The following is a 15,418-nucleotide window of genomic DNA, read 5'->3' as shown; positions in this document are numbered from 1 at the left end:
ATATGGCAGATAAAATCTACTATTCCCGAGGTCGGGATAAGTTCGACATTACGCCCGAACAGCGGTGTGCAGAGGATGAGGACGATTTTATCAATAAAATTCTGTCCGATACCGCTAAAGCAAAATATCAGCAGTATTTTTGTGCTCCAATGGCAATAGGTGAACATCCTCGAGGGCAAGATCCAAAAGAAAAGTATCCTGAAAAGTTTCAAGGTACTAAACCTTGGCGCTTATCTTTACTTGCCGCTAAACGTCGATTCATTAGCTTTGATTGTGACAGCTTTGATAGCCCTAAAACCTACCAAGCACTGATCAGTTATTTGCAAAAAAGGTATAAAGGACTTTTATACACCACATTCAACTACACCGTAGAAGCTCCTCGATGCCGCTTTGTGCTGCTGTTGAATAGTGAGGTTGACCGCAATCAAGGGAAACTAGTCAGTAAAGCTATTGAAGTAGAAATTAACCAAGCTTTGAGTTCATTGGCTGAACAGCTAGGTGACTCTTCATGGAGTCCAACCATTGGGTGGGATGAGTCGGTATATCGTGCAGAACAACAGTGCTATTTACCGATAAAGAATCCGTTGAATAAAGAAATTAGGAAAGGCGTACCAGTTACAGATGCAATTACCTATAAATTCGATGGTGAGCTAGTCAACGTTGCAGAATGTTTAGAGTGGGCGGATACGCTAGAGCTAAAAGCACCTAAAAAATATGAGCCTAACACTGATGATTTTACTGATTTTGATAATTGGCTTGATGTTGATGAACATACCTTAGCCGATTTACAGGATGCTTTGTTCTTCCAGCCAATGGTTGAAATATCAAAAGGTGGGCGCACTGACTGGCAAAAAGTGTTAGCGGCACTCGGTAGTCTAAAAAATACGCCTTATGAAGATGAAGCTTATCAACTGGCCTTATCGTGGTCTATTGCTGGCGGTTCTACATTTGATGAGCAAGCATTCGAGGAGACTTGGGCTACATCTAGAGCAGATTTAACCAGCTATAAAGCTGTTTTTGCAAAAGCAGATCGCTTAGGTTGGGTAAACCCACAAAAGTTAAGACCTTATCTTGAGCTTAAAAAAGTCGGGTTATACATGACTGATGAGGGGTTAATGCTCAATAAAGAGGAAGGGACAGGCAAGAATAAAATCATTGTTACTAAGCAAGTTTCCGCTTTATTTTCAATTCAAGGCTTAACGCGTGATGCGTATAGCGATAACTGGGGTAAGTTAATTACGTTTAATGATAGGGATTCTATACAGAAGCAATTTATTGTTCCCGATGAGCAATTACATAAACAAGGTACGGATATCCTCCAGCGGCTCGCTAACTTAGGCTTGTGGATCAACATTTCACAAAGTAGAGCGTTACTCGATTACTTCAATATTACAACAGCAAAAGAACGCATTACATTGGCAGATACAACAGGTTGGTTTAATGCTCATGCATTTGTTTTACCCGATAGAACAATTGGCCCTACTGACGATAAGATCATGTATCGTTTATCGGGTAGAAAGAAAACCGAAAGTAGCCAATTATCACAATTAGGTACATTAGAAGAGTGGCAAGAACATATTGCAGCTAAGTGTGTTAATAACACTCGATTAGTTTTTGCGGTCTGTGTGGCACTATCTGCACCATTGTTAGACGTCCTAGGCGTAGATGGTGGAGTCTTTAGCTTAAAAGGCCCATCTTCTAAAGGTAAGAGCACGGCTCAACATACAGCGGCTTCTGTTTGGGGGAGTGGTGCTACAACAGGTGGCTATGCACATAGTTGTAATACTTCACTAGTTGGAATTGAAGTTCTGGCCACCGCTCATAATGATCTTCCATTAATACTGGATGAGCTGAAAGCGGCTAACCCTAAAATGGTGGGGCAAATCGCTTATATGTTGGCACTCGGACAGGGTAAAGTCCGAGGAACTAAAGATGTTACTTTACGTGATACTCTACAATGGCGAACGCTTGTTCTAGCTTCTAGTGAAGATGCTTTTGAAAATTATCTCAAAGCGGCAGGTGAAGCTATAGCTGCAGGTCAGCAAGCTCGATTTGTTGATATACCTGCGATTGTTAGTGATGAGTTGGGTGTGTTTGATGATATCCATAGTATGTCCTCCGCGAAAGCATTTGCTGACAGCCTCAATACTTTATCAGCTCAATACTATGGTTCTGCCGGCATTCACTGGCTCGAGAAGCTTACACATATTGAACGCTCAGAGTTAATGCCGAAGCTTGAGGCATATATTACCCAATTTAAGGCTATGTACCGCCCAGATAATGCAAGTTCTCAGCTTGACCGAGTATTAGAACGTTTTGCGCTATGCGCGGCTGCGGGTGAGTATGCGACTGAGTTGGGTGTAACTGGTTGGGGCAATGGTGAAGCTATTAATGGGGTAGGGGAGTGCTTTAATAGCTATGTTGAAGAACGAGGAACGGTAGGGGACTTAGAAAGTGTTAATGGTATTAGGCAGCTTTGCGCCTATTTAAGTACGCACCGCGAAGCACGTTTTAAGCAGATAGGCGTCAATTCTTCATTGTCTACCTTTGACGGCTATTATGTTCGCAATCAAGCTCCAGATGCTTCAATTGGTGATTTTGTCGATGAAACCACGGATAACACTGATGAAGTTATAGATGCTGGTGGGGTGTATTGGGTAACGGCTGATGCTATGCGAGATAGGGTATTAGCCAACTGTAACATGGAAATGACATTAGCCGAGCTGCATAAAGTTGGTGCGCTAATTGGAGTTAAAGAAGCCCAAGAGCTAAATGGGCAGTTTAAATTTGAGTATAACCCAAGGGCTTATAATCCTATCGACGGTAAACGGAAGCGTTACTATCGTATTGATGAAACGAAGTTAGAATTATAGCTAGGTGATGTAGTAGCAGCGCTATATTAGAATTGAATACTCACATCACATACAAAGATTGAATATTTAGGATAGTTTTATGAATGAGCTATGAACCTAAATTATTGATGGAGATTCACGATGAAGTAAGTTTCACTTTAAGGTAATGTGGCAGGTAGTTCTCTTTGTAGAAAGTTTGATTGATTGAAATTGGAGAGAGTCAAATGCGTGATGATCCGGTATCTTTTGGTTTGCCTGAAGACGAAACAGGCGATATTTTAGCAATGGTAAATTTGGGCGATATAATGGAAGTATTTACTGAAAATTCTACATTTAAAATGGTAAGCCCAGACACCTTAGACCCAGATAGAAAGCACCAGGAAACACCTTGGATCTATACTAAGACTTCTCATTTTGGTGCTTCAAATGAATTAGTTGCTAATACAATATTACTTGCAAATGAGTTTTTGGAACAACTTTTTTCTATTGATAGCCCTAAGCGCCTTGTTATTATTCAGAAGGTTAGAGATATTAGAAATGTATTATTGGAATATTTATGTTCCCTAATATCTTTTACTGAAAAATTAAAAGAAGAAATCGATAAATATGATTTTAATAAGAATGAGATGAATGGAAGAGCTCATGCTTACTTTCCACAAATCAAGAATATAGATGGGATTGCAACAGAATTATTGATTACAGCTAAAAGATGTATTCAAGAAATTTCAGTGTTAGTTAATTGTTTTATCACACTGAAAGCTAAGCATGGACGAATCGATAAGTTATTGAGTGAAATTGAGTCTGAGCATGATAATGCGAATGAGTTGATAGAAGTTCTTCGAAACAACTTAGCAATGTGTGAGTATATTTTCTCTCTACGGAACTCACAAGAGCATGCCGCGACAACAGATAAGCCATTAATAGTGAAAAATTTTAATATTGAGAATGGGCTTGATCTATCCCTACCTAAATGGGGAATTAAAAATGATGCTTTAAATTTCATTCATATACAGGCTAACGAAATCCTTAACTTCTTAATTACATTTTTTGAAGAAGTTTTTCTTGCTTGTATTATTTTAACTTTGCCAAATTTCCCTGTATATAAAATATATTTTAATGATGCTCCTAAAAAGGAGAAACCAATTCGATATTGTCTAAACCTTTCAATACCAGATACTTTTTATGAAAGAAGTAGCCAGAGTTAATTTAACTAGTATACCAATTTGTAAGAGGATTTAGCTTAGGTGAGTCAGTTAGCTGGCTTACTTAATTTAGGAGTAAGTAGCGGGGATACATAACTATAAATCGTCTTTTCAGCAATAATTTTATCTATTTCATCGTTTTTGTTAAATGGATGTAATCTAGCATAACTTTCTGACCCGACAGGGTTAGTAGCTATCCATTCTCGGTATTTAGCATCTACTTTAGCTGTTAGCTCTGCTTTAGTTATTTTTCCTGTATTTGTATTTATTACCTGTTTTGCCCATTCGATCATTTGTGCCTTGATTGGGCCATAGTAAATATCACTTTTAGCTTTGGCGGCTTTTCTTTTTTTAGATTTTAAGTCAAGGTTATCAAAGTCGTTGATTGTTTCAGCGTCAAATTGTTGTTTAGCTAAGATGGCAAAGGCAAAATTACCAGCCGCAAGTAAAGCTTGTTCTAATAGAACTCCTGCGTTTCCATTGCTGCCAAGCACAGCACAAGCACCAACTATAGGTATTATTTTATTACCCTCTGATAATGGTGAAGCTATGCAATATTGCCATACATCACTATCAATTTTGGTCAACTCGGTAACTGTGACGAATGGCTCATAAACTAAGTCCCATACGCTTAAGTAATCTAACGCTTGGTTAATATTATCCTCTGATAGCATAGAAAGCTGGTGGATACACCAATGAGCCGAGGAGTAGACAGATAAATCTAGACTATCCTCGTTATAGGGGGAAAATAATACCTTAGCCTTGTTGATATTTTCTAGAGTGAACAGATCTTTGCTCATGTTATTCACCAACAACCCGTAAACCCTTAATACATTCTGCAGCTGTCATATCACCAGTTGCAGCACCTTTAACAAATTGTCCCCACCAATCCATAATAACCTTTCGTTGTTCAAGATAAGTTGAGCGGTTATAGGCTGCACGTACCGAATTCTTTTCTCTATGGGCTAGCACGGCTTCAATAGCATCAGGCATGAACTCTTGTTCGTTCATCGCAGTACTGGCGATAGCGCGCATTCCATGAGCTGTTAGTAAGCCTTCAAATCCCATACGTTTTAAGGCCATGTTAGCTGTTTGGCTATTCATCGATTTTGAAGGTTCAGAACGATGAGGAAAGACAAATTCTCTGTGGCCTGAAATAGGTTTCATGACTTCTAAGATATCGAGAGCAGGTTGGTTTAATGGGATTGTATGTGCATGGCCCATCTTCATTGTTTCAGCGGGCACATTCCACAACTTGTTATCAAAGTCAATTTCAGACCAACGAGCTTGTACTGCTTCTCCTGGTCTAGTAACGGTTAGTAATTGCCATTCAATAACTAAGCGAGTCGATAATTCAATTTGTGCAACAGATAGCGCACGCATTAACCGAGGAAGCTCATCGGGTTTTAGGGTCGGGTTATGCTTTTTCTTGGGTTTAGGAAACGCTTTACTAACGGTAGTAAACGGATTGGCATCAATAATCCCTGCATTCATCGCAAAGTCCATTATTTCAACTGTTCGTTGAGTAAGGCGCTTTATTGTCTCTAAATTTCCTCTTGCTTGAATAGGCTTTAATATTTCCACCAGCATAGGGGCTTTGAGTAAAGATACTGGCATTTTACCTAATTTGGGGAAAATATCTTTTTCGAGTGAACGCCATACATCATTTGCGTAGTCGGGTGTGACGGTCGTTCTTTTAATGGCTATCCAGCGAGTAGCAACTTTTTCAAGAGTATGACTATTTTCCTCTTGTGCTATAGCTTGTTGCTGTTTACCCCAATCAAGAGGATCAATATTTTGTGCCAGTAATGCTTTGTACTCATCTTTGATTTTACGGGCGTCAGCTAATCCAATAGCAGGGTATTCACCAATTGCTATCATTGTGCGTTTTTGTGTAAGCGGCTTGTAGTAACGAAAGTACCAACGACGAGAACCCGAAACTTTAGCGAGGAGTTCTAATCCGTCCCCGTCTCGATATATTGTGTCCTTAAGTTCCCCTGCCTGATTAGGTTTAGCTTTTGCGTTGGCTACAGCCGTAGGGGATAGGGGCTTTATTTTTTTAGGCATATTCGATTCTCTATCTTGGTAGTAACGTTTTTAACGGTTAAATCGCTTACTACTATGGGACATTTGCTCTATTACTTAACAGTGTGTCCTATTTTAATTTTAGTGTCCCAGTGTGTATTTCTATTTTAAATCATGTGGTTAGCTTGTTTTTGTGGCTGGTTAATAAATGTTGAGACAATAGCCGAGGACGGGGCGTTGTCCTATGTTTTTTATTTATATATCAATGCGATAATCTGCTTTGGGACAGCGGGACGCATTTTTCAGCGAAAAACATAACTATATAAAGAGATTTTATAAGGACAGGACTTTGGTAGTAAGAAAAATAGTAGTATCTATCCTTTACTACTAAACATACTACCAAAGCTTTCGAGTTAAAACGATAGGTAACGAATATAAACGTATAATAAAAAAGCCTTAACTCGTTATGAATTAAGGCTTTTTAAGGTGTTTTCGAATAATTACGAATGTATTCGAATACTAATTTGGTGGAGCTGGCGGGAGTTGAACCCGAGTCCGTATTTTTTTAATTTGTTGATTATGAAAGGGTATTTTAAAGAGGCTTCAATCATGTGCACTAGACGTGCACATGGAGGTCATGGTGTAGGGATCCCGAAGGCTATTATATTAAATATTCATTAGAATAGGATCTCTAGTTTATGCCGTTACATATGTTATTAAAGATGAATAATTTTTGCATATTTATCCATACATCCTATCTCTATATATAGTGGTTCTAAATCTTGTATTGGTGATGGAGGTACCCATATTGCTCTTACTTCATTTTGATATGAGTATCTAAAATGCTTGGAAAATAATATATTAACATCTTGTGGATCACATATCAGTGGATCTAAATATTTGACGGGAGATACGAACCCTGTGTAATCAGAGATTTTTTTATGACAGGCTTTCATCATCTTTTGAAATAAAATTCTTGGGTTAGAAATAATAATACAGGAGTCTGCTTCAAAATCGTCAAATTCTCTAAAAGTATATTTATTAGCAAAGCAATGAACGTAGTAATTGGTATTCGACTTAAGATGGAATATAACATTGCCATATGTCGGTATGTCGTTATTATCATTATCTTTAATGATTACCTGCTCAGATTTTCTACTAACAGAAAAAGAAAGCTCATCATCTTGTATTGCCTTGTTTAATGAAGGGTCATTATAGAATGATGCAGGCGAAATTCTAATTCGTCCATACTTAAACATTGGCATTAAGTGTGTACTTTTTCCAAATTTATATACATATCCTTCCTTTAGTCCATCAACTTGATCTATTATTTTCTTTGATGCGGGTATTTCTGGGTAAGTAGGATTAACGATAGGAACATCTTTCAAAAAGCCAGAAGTAAAACCATTAGGATAGGGGCCATACCGTAATCCAAACTCTTCTACTATATGAGTCCATTTAATCATCCAAAATATGCCAGTATCATTGATGTCATGAAGACCAATTTGACCTTTAGGGGTAAGGGTAGACATGTTTGATATGATATCTTTAGTTCTTGTTTGTAATTCATCATCAGATAAGTGTTCCATATACCGATGCTGACGATATTCATTTCGCCAAAGTTCATGACGTTTCACAATATTATCCTTAGCACAAAACTATTATTAGGTTTTATTTTCATCTACCTGTATAGGTTAATCGTATGTATTCTCATTAACAACATGATTATCTTCAAATTAATTAATGCCTTCCCATATATAACTGAGTACATTTGCTTTTATTGTGATAACTACACTGATTTGAACTGAAGTATACCGTGAAGAGGCGGTTTTTGATGAAATAATTTTATTAAATACAAAGCTGACTGTTATTTGAAATTTGATTCAATTTAAATAAATCCTAGCTTAAAGATATTTGAGACATATTATTCACCGTACCCCCATCATACTCCTTAAGATAACCCCCATAATGCCTAAACAACATTTCAGGCCCTTTATGCCCCATTTGTCCTGCTAGCCAAAAAAGGTTAGCACCTTGGCTTATATGCCTAGTGGCAAAGGTATGTCTCGTTTGGTAAGGATTGCGGTATCGGATACCAGCCTTTTTCAGAGTTGGTACCCATGCTTTTTTTCTGATCGCATCAGCGCCTGCCCAGGCCTTATTTGTTTTCGGGTCTTCGAAAATTACACTATCTTTCATGAACGTGAATTGTTTTTGGTCATTTAGGGCGTTCATGGCCTCACTATTTAATTCTACCTTTCTAGTACCGGCTTTAGTTTTGGTTTTCTTAATAACACCGACGACGCTGGCCGATTGCACGTGTGCAGTATTTTCTATGAAATCGATATCACTCCATCTTAGTGCGCATAATTCAGAACTTCTTAACCCTGTATTAATGGCAAACTGAAATAAATTTTTCCATTGCTCATATCTTGCCGCAGCGAGTAGGGCAGAGACTTCTTTAGGTGACAATGGGTCAACAATATAACTGCTTTCATTGCCACTGTTATTTGATTGATACCTTGAAGCAGATACAAGGCTCACAGGATTAATTGATACAATCCCATCGGTAATAGCTTCATCTAGCGAGCTACGCAAGAAAGAGAGCTGATTACGGATGGTTTTTAATACTGTCGTTTGCTTTTGTATCCAGTTTTTTAGTATTGCTGGTGTTAGTGATGAAACATGTAATTGGTGCAAATCAGACAAGGCGCTTTTGCATTTTTTATAACCGCCAATCGTTGAGGGCGATAAATTTCGAGTTTCACAAATAACTAAATATTCCTCTAAATAATCAATTACTCTTTTCTCTCGATTATTAACGCCAAAAAGCATTAATTTTTTAGAGTTAGGAAAGTATTTAGCGTAATTAAAAGTGCCTTTTTCAATGTTATTTTGAATCTCAGCGAGCAACCTTTCAGCGTATTTAATGTTTTTATTATCGACGGTTAGTCTAGAGAGAGGCTCTCTACAGAGCGCCCCTCTATAAGTAAACGTGATAACAATAGTTTGGCTGGTTTTGTTGTTACGAACGGTCACCCCTCTTGGTAGTGCGTAGCCTGTTTGTTTTTTCGCGCCCACTTATTCACCTCAGCAATATCAATCCAACGTTCTTTTGAACCTTCAACTTTTAAAACATGTACACCGACTATCCAATATTGCCTCTGTATGCGCTTATTAATGGACTCTGGTGTTTCTCCGTACATATTGCAGTATGCGGAAATAGGCAAACATTCATATAACATAACTTCCTCCTATGTCCGCTTGTTTAATGTCGCGGCGAAATAAATCATAGCCTTCTGTGATATTTTGTTTCATCTTGGTCTTGCCTCATCATTAATAAAATAAGTTGGTCAGCAATGTTGCAGGCATGCTTGATATCAGCTTCAGTACATGGTCTGTTTTTTACACTGGCAGCTAGCTTGCCTAACTTAATATCAAACTCAGTTAATAATTGCTCCTCGGGTGTCCAAGGGGTTAATTGTGGTTGTTTCATGGTGGTTATCCATTGGTTTTGAATAAACCACCACAGTAAGAAAAAATGCAGAAGAAAACTGATTATGCTTAATCAATTAGATTGCCAATCCCCCTTTGTTGTGCGGTTACTGTAGGCTGTATTTCAATTTTGACATTCGCCGGAAAGTCATAAGAAACCTTGCAACGTCTATCTGTTGAGATAAAACCGTACGATCCATCAGGTAGGGTGATTTTTACTTCCTGGTCTTTTTGATGTTCGTGTCTTAGCATTGGCCTTGCCTCTATTTGGTCTTTTTAGTTCGGCTAGAAATAGCTAATTTAATTCTGGCCAGTTGAACAGTTGCTTGTTTATGTTCCGCGGTAGCTCCTGAATAATGTCGATTAATAATTGCATGCTCTTTCATTGTGATAATCATTAAGTTATCGATATCACAATTCTGCTTATCATCATCAATGAATTTAATAACGTGGTCTTGTGGAACAGGACCGTTATGTTCCTCCCACACAAGCCGGTGTTTTAACTCCCATTTATTTGGCTCGGCAATTTTCACTTTTATATAGCCATCTTTAGTCAGCGCCTCAGCCCCAATCTGTTGATGATTATGTGGTTTGTGTCCTTTTTGAAAAGAGCCGCTATTTCCAGAAATTAGTCCCTTTTTACCTTTGTTAAAAGGAACATTACCCTTAGAAAATTTACCAGAACGACCAACGCGGAGCCTTAATCTTTTGCGAAAGCCATTAATTGCTTCGCGCGAACGTTCAGTTTTAAATTTGTGATTAAAAGCGTCCGTGAGGAGGTCTAGGCGTAACATATAATTCAGTCGCATCCAATCACGCATTTTCTCGCTATAAACAAAGCACTTCATTACTTTACCTCTAAATACTTTGGTGGTTTCTGTACGATATCGTTATAAGTTAAACGCTGAACATTAATGGCCAATTGCCCATTGCTAATTATTTGTGACGCAACTGCTGATAATGCTTTAGCACGATTTATTTCGTCTTTAAGTTCGTTATCTTTCAGGTCTTCATCGGATAAGCGTTCTAACTGAGCAAACAAGTGGTTGTGTAAATCTTCTAAATTATTTTTCATCATCAATATTCCGTGACATGTCACGCTAATGCATGACGGTGTTAACAGGGCAGTCAAACTGGATCATTACTGCTTTTTGTATTTGAGTCAGGGTTTGTTTTTCTTGTTGAGTCACGTTCTCGGTTGCGGCCGTTGACCATTCAACGCTGCATTTATTGTTAGTTTCATCGTGAGTAATGATGACTTCTAATTTCATGGCCATAAAGATATCTCCTGATAATGCACCCATTACTGGGCGCTATATTGATTAACGAACCATTAATGAACGGTCACCGACTTCTAGGTGAGCACCAGGTATTTCAATACCGTTTTCAATCGCTTCTTTAATGCGTTTCTTGTCAGGGGCGGTAATGGTCTGAACATCTACCAATTCATCGGGCAAAGCAGCCTCATTATCGATGATGACACGCACAACACCGGCGCGAGCAGTAAAAGTATTTTTAGTGGTTTTTAACTTGTCTTTGCCTGATGTTAATAGGCAATCCAATGCATATTTTTTCAGGTTCTTAACTTGGTTTTCGAATGATTTTTTACGGTCAGCCAAACGTTTAGATTCCTCATCCAGTGTTTTGGCTTGCCCCTCTAAATTACGAGCGTGAAGCATAATTGCATCGAGTTTATCGCCTAGTTCACCTTCAATACCCTGAAGTGTATCGGCAACATCTTCTGCGGTGAATTCACCTGTTTCGACGAGTTGTTGTAATTTGCTGTAGTCAGCAGCCATTGCAATAGCAGTTGTCTTGGTCATTACATTGCCTCTTCTTTTTGTTTCAGTTGGTCTAAACACTCTTTTTCAATTTCATTTAGTCGGCGTAGACGGCCGTTTAAATATTTTTCATATTCACTGTCGCCACGTTGTTTGGCCAACTTGGCATGCGTTGAAATTTCACGGGTGAGGGTGGATGTGATACCCCGTAATTCGTTTGGCGTCACCGCACTGCGCATCGTTTCAGTGTGTCGCGTGAACTTCTCGTCTAGCTCTTTGCGAATGCGGGTAGCATCTTCAGCGTTATCGCTAGCGGCTTTGATTTCGTACTCGAGCTTATTACTCGCCACATATTCAGGGTTATCATGCATTCCCATAAATACGTCAGAGCTAAAGCCCAGCATGGAAAGTGCTTTTTTGATTGAATCGGTGAGTGATTTTTTTATCACTTCACTGTCCGTTCTTATTCCTTGCTTGGTCTGATAGCGATAAGGTGTGGCACCGTAGCTCTCAAACTCACCACGAGTTTCGCCTTCGATGATGTACCAAAAGCGTATCTTGATTGAGTGATTTTGTTCAAAGAGTAATGTTCCATCCCCATCACGCAGGAACCTCATTGCGACTTGTTTATGGTGAGCATCGAGTACGGGCTCGACAAGGGGCTTTCCATCAATCATTTTTTCTTCAATGATTTCATAACCCCAGCCTTCACCTATTGGACCAAATATTTCAGTCGCACGCATAAACATATAGGTGCTGTTGATACTGGTACCAACAAAGCCCATGCCATCAAGTGGTTTGGTAAAGCGTGAATCAGTACGTTGTACTTGCTTCCAAATATTAAGGTGGTTTGTATTACCGCTATTAAGCACCTCATCAAGTACCGCTGCACGTTGTTCAAAATCATCTTGTTCAGTGGCAATTGGCGCAGAAATAACAGGTATCTCAATCACAGCTGGTTCTTTTTCTACTTTAGCCAGTGTGTCTTTTTTCTTGTTGGTGCGCTTTGGTTTTTCCGTTTTGACTGGTACTTCGGGCGTTTCATCATTAGCTGGCTTAGCATCTAAATTATCAACTGCAAAACGGCCACTACCGAGTGAGGTTACTTTAGGGTTATTGGCACCAAGTTTTGAATCAATAAACGCTTTACGGGCATTTGCATCATCAAATAGTTCGGGCTTTTCGCGTGCCTCAGCCACTAGTGCAAAGATGTTCTCGCGAGGGATATCTAGCACGCTAGGGAATGTGCGTAAATCCATTGATAAACGCTTCCATGCTTTATCTTCAGCGCTGATAAGTTTTTTTGCTTTGCGAATATCTGCGCTTTTTGCATCGCTTGGTTTAACGTCCATGAGAGCGAGGGCAATTTCGAGGTCAAGAGCGGCATAATCACGTTTAAGGACAGGCTCGTCCTCAACGGGAGGAAGTTCAGGTTCCTCGGTTAACCAACTTTCACCAAGCGCCTTAGCATCTTCGATGGTGACATTATCGTCAGCATGCTCATAAACCGCCTGTGCAATTTCCATCGTGGCTTCAGCATCCATCAATGAAACTTTGGTAATTTCAGCAAGGCCAGTGGCGATATTACGAATTTTAGGAGCAGCTTTACTTTCACTAAGATGGTTCAATGTATAAGTGAATTCTTGATCCGTTATTTGAGTTTTACCAAATAGTAGTAAAGCAGCTACGCGAGGTTTAGTGGCCAGCTTTTTAAATTCTTTATATTTAATGGGTTGCCATTTTTCGCCGTCAAATTCATTTTCAACAGCAAATTTTTCATCGAACTGATCGAGCGCAGGGCGAGGGGAACCGACAGCATCCTCACAAATAATCGGCTCATCGATATTAAAGTTATCCATGGAATCAGGGTAAGCTTCCGATAGCTTAATCATTGCTGTTGCTGCCGCAATTTTGGTATTAGCTGCATTGAAAGCAATTGTTAAAGGTACAGCGCCATTGGTTCGAGCCTCGGTTGTAGGCTCAAATACACAGATAAAAGTTGTCATTGGTCTTGCCTCTTAATAAGGGATTTGTTCGTCAGTTTTAGAAATGGGTTTGCCTTCCAAACAGAGCAACATCTGGATCTGGTCTTCCAGTAAGCTTGATTTCACCTGAGCATCAGCAAGAATTTTGCTTTGCTCAGCTTTGAGTGCATTGATTTCTAACTGAACAAGTTCTGCATTGGTTGGTTCTGTAAAAGGAATTTCAGTAACGTGTTCAGCAATAACAAAGCCTAACCCTGATTTCACATCAGACTTAAATGCATAGGCGTTGAATTGATATGAACCATCAGGTTGCTTCTGTGCATGGATGTAAAGGGTGACACTTAGGGTTTTAGGTTGTGCTTTCATAGCAGCTCCTTTAAAATAACTGTGATCAGTGATTTATCATTGGTCTTGCCTCTTCTAGCGTTTGGTCGCGCTAGTAGAACTCTCGGTTAGCTTTGGTCGGCGACCCGAGGTAAAGGAACCCACTTCGGTGGGTTTTTTTACGTCAGCAAATCAATACTCGTCTTTCCGAGCTGTCTGGTCTTGCCTCAAGCTTTAGTCTAACTGTTTCCCTGGTGTGGGCTAATATTTAAGTCTGAACACTTATCTAAACACTTGCTGTGTTTGTTTCGATATTTGTAATATACAAGGTATCTTGTATGAATGTAAACAATTAAATTTGTATTAAATTGTATTCTATCGTGATTTTAATTGTAATTTATTGTTTTTATAGGATGATTTATTTTGTTTAATTTTGTGAAAACAGGGAGATGGTCACGGTTTAAATAGTAGGAAATACTACAAATGGGTTATAGGGAGCTTTAAACTGAGAACAAAACATGAGGGGGAAAGTATAGAGAACATACAAAAAACCCTTGTGCTTTATTGAACAAGGGCGGATATAGATAAATTATAACTTATTCATTAGCTGACTTTTTTCTGAAGTTTTCATCATTTTTTACATATTCAAACGAGTCAAGAATGATGCCTGTTATTCTTAATATATCTTCAGGGGATTGAATGGTGATTCGGTTATTCGTTAATTCTAAACCTGCACGCTTTATTTCATTACCTAGCAGATCAGTAATCTCTATAGGAACCATGATATAAGCGCTATTTTTCTTATCGTAGAATCTAACTATCCAACGATTAACCTTACCTTGATATAGGACACCGAAGTAAGACTCAGTATCTTTATATTCAATTTCATCACATCCAGTGATCTGCTTTATTTTTTCAAATAAAGTTAATTCAGTCGTTGTGGTAATAATGTTTGGATTATCGGGATCGATAATATCTTTTAATTCATTAGACTCTTGAGTTTCCTCTGCCGCCGCTTCAACAGGCTCTTCACCGTAAGTAAATTTACCAGATAAGCCTGAAACCACCATCGCACTAACAGAACGCTCAACGGCTTGTTTTACTAGTGGTGTAATAGAGTCAATAAAACGCTGATTTAATTGTCTTTCAACATTAGAGCGGCTAGCGACATAGCGAACAAATTCACTATCAACATCTCTTAGGCTTGAACTAATGGTTTTAGTGAAAGCAGATAAATATACGCTCTCTTCAGCTAACGTTCTTAATGCTTCAGGTTTGAATTTATCATGCCTAAAACGGAATAATTGGCTTGCGTCTGAATCACTAATCTCATCCATTCTAATGCGTAAGAATGGAGTAGGGTCCATAACATTTTTTTGTTTTAAATCAGTGAAAAAACGCCACTCTAGCCCATTGGTTATTGCTGAGATTGTAACTTCAGGAGTCGAGTTAAAATATCTAGAAAGCTGAGGACAATGGTTATCTAATTTTTCAAAATAGCATTTGGCTTCGATAAACATAACGGGGACATCTTGACAGAATAGAGCATAGTCAACACGTTCATTTGCTTTTACACCAGGGAAGTCAGCACCGTATTCTGCTTTGACTTTTTGAGGGTCATAAGGGCTAAAGCCGAGGATATCAAGGAAAGGCAAGATTAATGCCTGTTTAGTTGTCTCCTCTGTTGAGCAATGTTGCCCAACTTGTTTTACATGATCCACATGATTTTTAAGCTTTAACTTGAAATTTTCCAT

General features: G+C 38.7%; 15 protein-coding genes. 2 read left to right on the top strand and 13 right to left on the bottom strand.

Annotated features, from left to right (window positions below; genetic code table 11):
• Positions 1–2 precede the first annotated feature (2 nt).
• The gene (locus ACHB7C_RS11860; RefSeq protein ID WP_395347408.1) at positions 3–2,873 is read left to right on the top strand and encodes a DUF927 domain-containing protein; all 2,871 of its coding nucleotides are present in this window, start codon (positions 3–5) and stop codon (positions 2,871–2,873) included.
• Positions 2,874–3,076: 203 nt separating this feature from the next.
• On the top strand, positions 3,077–4,057 hold the full coding sequence (locus ACHB7C_RS11855) for a hypothetical protein (RefSeq protein WP_395347406.1): 981 nt from the start codon (positions 3,077–3,079) through the stop codon (positions 4,055–4,057).
• Between the two features lie 44 nt (positions 4,058–4,101).
• Here ACHB7C_RS11855 and ACHB7C_RS11850 read toward each other — a convergent pair whose 3' ends face one another.
• The 13 genes from ACHB7C_RS11850 to ACHB7C_RS11790 form a co-directional block, all read right to left on the bottom strand.
• Positions 4,102–4,854 carry a hypothetical protein gene (locus ACHB7C_RS11850; protein ID WP_395347404.1) on the bottom strand — a complete coding sequence of 251 codons (753 nt, stop codon included), beginning with the start codon at positions 4,852–4,854 and terminating at the stop codon, positions 4,102–4,104.
• A 1-nt stretch (position 4,855) separates the two neighbouring features.
• The gene (locus ACHB7C_RS11845) at positions 4,856–6,121 is read right to left on the bottom strand and encodes an integrase domain-containing protein (protein ID WP_042844839.1); all 1,266 of its coding nucleotides are present in this window, start codon (positions 6,119–6,121) and stop codon (positions 4,856–4,858) included.
• A gap of 674 nt (positions 6,122–6,795) precedes the next feature.
• Positions 6,796–7,716 (bottom strand): hypothetical protein, encoded by a 921-nt coding sequence (locus ACHB7C_RS11840; RefSeq protein ID WP_395347402.1) that lies wholly within the window; start codon positions 7,714–7,716, stop codon positions 6,796–6,798.
• A 262-nt stretch (positions 7,717–7,978) separates the two neighbouring features.
• Positions 7,979–9,160, bottom strand: coding sequence for an Arm DNA-binding domain-containing protein (locus ACHB7C_RS11835; RefSeq protein WP_395347399.1), 1,182 nt, complete (start codon positions 9,158–9,160; stop codon positions 7,979–7,981).
• The gene (locus ACHB7C_RS11830; protein ID WP_068445436.1) at positions 9,115–9,324 is read right to left on the bottom strand and encodes an excisionase; all 210 of its coding nucleotides are present in this window, start codon (positions 9,322–9,324) and stop codon (positions 9,115–9,117) included. Before ACHB7C_RS11830 ends, ACHB7C_RS11835 begins: the two co-directional genes overlap by 46 nt.
• A 44-nt stretch (positions 9,325–9,368) precedes the next feature.
• Entirely contained in the window at positions 9,369–9,575 is a 207-nt protein-coding gene (locus tag ACHB7C_RS11825) for a hypothetical protein (RefSeq protein WP_395347397.1), read from the bottom strand.
• A gap of 262 nt (positions 9,576–9,837) precedes the next feature.
• A complete protein-coding gene (locus ACHB7C_RS11820; protein WP_395347395.1) occupies positions 9,838–10,422 on the bottom strand; it encodes an HNH endonuclease signature motif containing protein in 585 nt (194 codons plus the stop codon).
• The gene (locus ACHB7C_RS11815) at positions 10,422–10,652 is read right to left on the bottom strand and encodes a hypothetical protein (RefSeq protein WP_349491961.1); all 231 of its coding nucleotides are present in this window, start codon (positions 10,650–10,652) and stop codon (positions 10,422–10,424) included. Before ACHB7C_RS11815 ends, ACHB7C_RS11820 begins: the two co-directional genes overlap by 1 nt.
• Before the next feature lie 22 nt (positions 10,653–10,674).
• Positions 10,675–10,851, bottom strand: coding sequence for a hypothetical protein (locus ACHB7C_RS11810; RefSeq protein ID WP_165568298.1), 177 nt, complete (start codon positions 10,849–10,851; stop codon positions 10,675–10,677).
• Between the two features lie 45 nt (positions 10,852–10,896).
• Positions 10,897–11,397 (bottom strand): siphovirus Gp157 family protein, encoded by a 501-nt coding sequence (locus ACHB7C_RS11805; RefSeq protein WP_222960451.1) that lies wholly within the window; start codon positions 11,395–11,397, stop codon positions 10,897–10,899.
• On the bottom strand, positions 11,397–13,361 hold the full coding sequence (locus ACHB7C_RS11800; protein WP_395347392.1) for a hypothetical protein: 1,965 nt from the start codon (positions 13,359–13,361) through the stop codon (positions 11,397–11,399). Before ACHB7C_RS11800 ends, ACHB7C_RS11805 begins: the two co-directional genes overlap by 1 nt.
• Before the next feature lie 12 nt (positions 13,362–13,373).
• Positions 13,374–13,706, bottom strand: a complete 333-nt coding sequence (locus ACHB7C_RS11795) for a hypothetical protein (protein ID WP_349491958.1) — start codon at positions 13,704–13,706, stop codon at positions 13,374–13,376.
• A gap of 554 nt (positions 13,707–14,260) precedes the next feature.
• Entirely contained in the window at positions 14,261–15,418 is a 1,158-nt protein-coding gene (locus ACHB7C_RS11790) for a type I restriction endonuclease (protein ID WP_110732076.1), read from the bottom strand.

The organism is Providencia sp. 2024EL-00732, assembly GCF_044006275.1.
Classification (GTDB): domain Bacteria; phylum Pseudomonadota; class Gammaproteobacteria; order Enterobacterales; family Enterobacteriaceae; genus Providencia; species Providencia huashanensis.
This window is presented reverse-complemented; position numbering and strand designations above follow the sequence as displayed.